The sequence below is a fragment of the Streptomyces sp. S6 genome, assembly GCF_054880855.1.
On sequence record NZ_JBTYMC010000491.1, the window covers coordinates 1 to 3,341 of the forward strand.

The 3,341-nt window shown below is 73.8% G+C and carries 4 protein-coding genes and 1 pseudogene; 1 reads left to right on the forward strand and 4 read right to left on the reverse strand.

The genetic code is table 11. From position 1 onward, the window contains the following. On the reverse strand, positions 1 to 629 hold a 629-nt coding region (locus tag ACVNF4_RS34100; protein ID WP_461806744.1), incomplete at its 3' end, for an AfsA-related hotdog domain-containing protein. 106 nt (positions 630 to 735) lie between these two features. Here ACVNF4_RS34100 and ACVNF4_RS34105 point away from each other — a divergent pair. Then, positions 736 to 1,377 (forward strand): ScbR family autoregulator-binding transcription factor, encoded by a 642-nt coding sequence (locus tag ACVNF4_RS34105; RefSeq protein WP_461806745.1) that lies wholly within the window; start codon positions 736 to 738, stop codon positions 1,375 to 1,377. A gap of 53 nt (positions 1,378 to 1,430) precedes the next feature. Here the strand turns inward: ACVNF4_RS34105 and ACVNF4_RS34110 are convergent, their stop codons facing one another. From ACVNF4_RS34110 to ACVNF4_RS34120, 3 genes and pseudogenes are all read right to left on the reverse strand, one after another. After that, positions 1,431 to 2,402, reverse strand: a complete 972-nt coding sequence (locus tag ACVNF4_RS34110; protein ID WP_461806746.1) for a GDSL-type esterase/lipase family protein — start codon at positions 2,400 to 2,402, stop codon at positions 1,431 to 1,433. A 33-nt stretch (positions 2,403 to 2,435) separates the two neighbouring features. Then, positions 2,436 to 2,912, reverse strand: coding sequence for a GNAT family N-acetyltransferase (locus ACVNF4_RS34115; protein WP_461806747.1), 477 nt, complete (start codon positions 2,910 to 2,912; stop codon positions 2,436 to 2,438). A 2-nt stretch (positions 2,913 to 2,914) separates the two neighbouring features. Further along, a pseudogene (locus ACVNF4_RS34120) lies at positions 2,915 to 3,341 on the reverse strand (hypothetical protein); the annotation flags it as partial.

Here is a 3,341-nt window from a genome sequence, read left to right on the forward strand (position 1 = left end):
ACCTGGTGGTGGCCTTCATGGCGGCAGGCGCCCTCGGCGCTGTTCAGCCCGCGACCGGCATCTCCGAGGAGGTCGTCCAACTCACCCAGTTCGGCCCGGCGTTCGGCGTCGTACTGCTGCGGGGTCAGGGTGCGCAGTCTGCCCTCCGCGCGGCCGAAGGGGACGCCGCCGCAGGAGAAGGCGACCGCCATCGCGAGGGACAACGGGCCCGGCCGGGAGGGGACTCGGCGGACGTCCGAGAGGTGCGTCTCGCACAGGACGTCGCTCGCGCCGAACGCCGCGCGGGGTTCGGCGGCCGGGTCGAGGGTGACGGAGACGGTCCTGATGAGCAGGCGGGTCTCCGGGGGGCTGCCCAGGAAGACGCGGGGGATCAGCAGGCCGGTCTGGCGGATCGTCTCCGCCGCGAACACCGGGTCGTGGCGGCCCTCGGGGTCGGGGGCGAACGTGGAGTGCCGCAGCGGCCACTGGGCCGCGACGAGGAATCGGCTGTCCGAGACCCGAAGCGCGTCCGTGAGCAGGACCTCCGCGACCGAGCGGCGGTGGACCAGATGGCGGGGGACCGTGCGGTCCCAGGAGAGGGCCGGCTGCTCCACAGGGACGACGGAAGGAATGACAAGAGTTTCAGACATAAAATCATGAAAACAATGACCGGCCGTGTCAGTGCTGACATATCCCTCCGCCGCCTATAGATCACCTGAAAGGCCGATGAGGTTTCACGGGAACCGGAGGACGAAGATGCAGGAACGTGCGGAGACGACCAGGAAGGCGGTTCTCGTCGCCGCCGCCGCGCTCTTCGAGGAGCACGGGTACGCGGGTACGAGCATTTCCGACGTGGCGAAGTACAGCGGGTACACCAGCGGGGCGCTGTATTTCCATTTCGGCAGCAAGGAGGAGCTCGCGCGCCGTCTCGTCGAGGCGCACTTCGCGCACTGGCCACCCGTCGTCGCCAGGTGCCTGGAGCAGGACGGGAGCGCGCTGGAGCGGCTCGTGCTGCTCAGTCTCGACGTCGCGCGGCAGTTCCGGGACAACCTGCTGGTGCGGGCCGGGAACCGGCTGTGGAACGAACGGCACGCGATCTCGGCGGAGATGCCGGTGCCGTTCGTGGGCTGGATCAACACCGTCGGGGGCGTCCTGGAGGAGGCCCTGCGCGCGGGTGAGCTGAACCCCGCCGTCGACGTCCCCCGCGCCGCCCGCACCGTCATCGCCGCCTTCTTCGGCACCCACACCGTCTCCGACGCGCTCTGTCACCGGGAGGACGTGGAGGAGGCGGTCCTCGACATGTGGCGCCTCCTCCTCCCCGCGCTCCAGACGGTGCCCGACGTGGAGGGGTGCCTGGCGCGGGCGCAGGAGCTGGCGGGGGCGGGGGTCGGGGGGTAGGGGAGGCGGGGGCGGGCGAGGCGGCGCTCAGGGGCCGGACGTCGTCCCGCCCCTCACCCGTACTGCACCGCCCCGGACGCGGGCCTCTCGGGCTGGGCCGGGACCGGGGTGGCGGCCGGGGTCCTGCGGGGGCGCCGGCGCTTCGGCGGGAGGGCCTGGACGTCGTACGTGCCCGGTGAAGAGGAGGGAGCCGCGTGGGAGTTGGGGGTGCGGGAGACCCAGCGGGACGCGGAGCGCAGGGAGTCGGCGCGGCGCAGGCACAACTCCGCGTGGACGGCGGGGAGCCGGGGTTCGGCGAGGGCGGCGAGCATGGCGTGCATCAGGCGGCCCGCGTGGAGTTCGTAGCCGGCGGCGGAGGGGTGGAAGCCGTCACCGGCGATCAGCCGGGACCGCTGGGTGCGGAAGTCGTCGTCGCGGAAGGAGACGACGCGGGCGCCGGCCCGCAGCGCGTACCGGGCCTGGAGCCGGCCCAGCCGACGGCATCGCAGGGACAGCAGCCGGCCGAGGACCCCGGGGACCGCCTCCCCGCACCCCGCGTCCGGACCGACCGCCGCCACCACGGCCGCCCCCTCCCCCGCCAGCCGCCGCACATGCCGCCCGAGCGCACGGGCCGCCACCCCCAACGGCACCGGCAGCAGGCTGTCGTTGGCCCCGCTGAGCACCACCACGAGATCCGGCCGCATCCGCACCGCCTGCTCCACCTTCGCCTCCAGCGACCGCGTCGTCGCGCCGAACCGCCCGCACACCCACACCCGTACCGCCCGCCCCGTCTCCTCGGCCAGCCACTGTCCCAGCAACGCCCCCGGCGCCTGATGCGCGTGCCCCACCCCGACGCCGAGCGCGGTCGAGTCCCCGACCACGACGAGCCGGATCTCGTCCCCCGCGGAACACTCCGCACCCGGCTCTCCTCCCGAACCCCCGGGCGGATAGACCCCGTTGACCCGGTGAACCGTCCGGGGGTCCAGATGGCTGAGGGAGCGCAGGAACGTGCGGGCGTACCAGGCGGTGAGCGTGCGTGAGGGCATGGGCGTCCTCCGGGAGAAAGACAGGGGGTGAGGTTAGGACAGGACCGTTTCGAGGACGTCGGAGTCGGAGAGGAGCCGGACGTCGGGCCCGTGGCCCCCGGCGTGGCGGGCGAGGCCGTGGACCATGCGGCGGGCGCGGATGTTGTCGGTGGCGACGTAGGCGACGATCGTGCGGACGCGCATGAAGTGGGCGAGCCCGTACAGCCGCCGGGAGAGGATGCCGCCGAGGCCGTGGGACTGCCAGCTGTCCTCGACGAGGACGGCCAGCTCGGCGACGTCCGGGTGGCGTTCGTAGAGGAGGTGTCCGACCGCGACGACCCGCTGGGGCAGCCCGAAGGGTGTCGCGAGGAGCGTGCACCCGGCCCGCGGCCCGCTCATCCGCGCCCACGCGTCGAAGCTGAGCTGCGGCGTCCCCGTGTGGTAGCGGCGGGCGCGCGTCGCCACCGAGCAGCGGACGTGCAGCGCGCGGACGGCGTCGTAGTCGGCCGTGTCCCCGGTGCGGACGGTCACGGTCACAGGGAGCCGCCCGCCGCGAGCGCGGTGGGCCGCGTGGCGTCCAGGAACGCGTCGAGCGCGTCCAGATGACGGACGGCGTCGGTGTCGAGGCCGGTCAGCCCGGCCAGCCCGGTCAGCCGCCAGTGCTCGGCGAGGGGGCGGGCGTCGGCCATGAGCAGCTCCGCGCAGATCGCGCTCACCGTGCGGGACGGGTCGATCAGGAGGGCGTCGTCGAGGAGGGACCGGTGGAAGCGGGCGTGGACCTCCTTGTCCCCGGCGATGCGCTCCAGCAGGAGCCCGCAGCAGTCGGGGACCTCGGGGACGGCCCGGTCACGGGCGGCGGCGAGGGCGGTGTGGCCGGAGTCGGAGTAGACGCCGAGGACCGCGTCGGGGCGCGGGGTACGGTCCAACAGGCGGTCCACGGCGTGCCGTTCGGCCGTCAGG

Coding starts and splice junctions, on each gene's coding strand:
- ACVNF4_RS34110 (WP_461806746.1), bottom strand. CDS start 2,402: ATGCCCTCACGCACGCTCACCGCCTGGTACGCCCGCACGTTCCTGCGC.
- ACVNF4_RS34105 (WP_461806745.1), top strand. CDS start 736: ATGCAGGAACGTGCGGAGACGACCAGGAAGGCGGTTCTCGTCGCCGCC.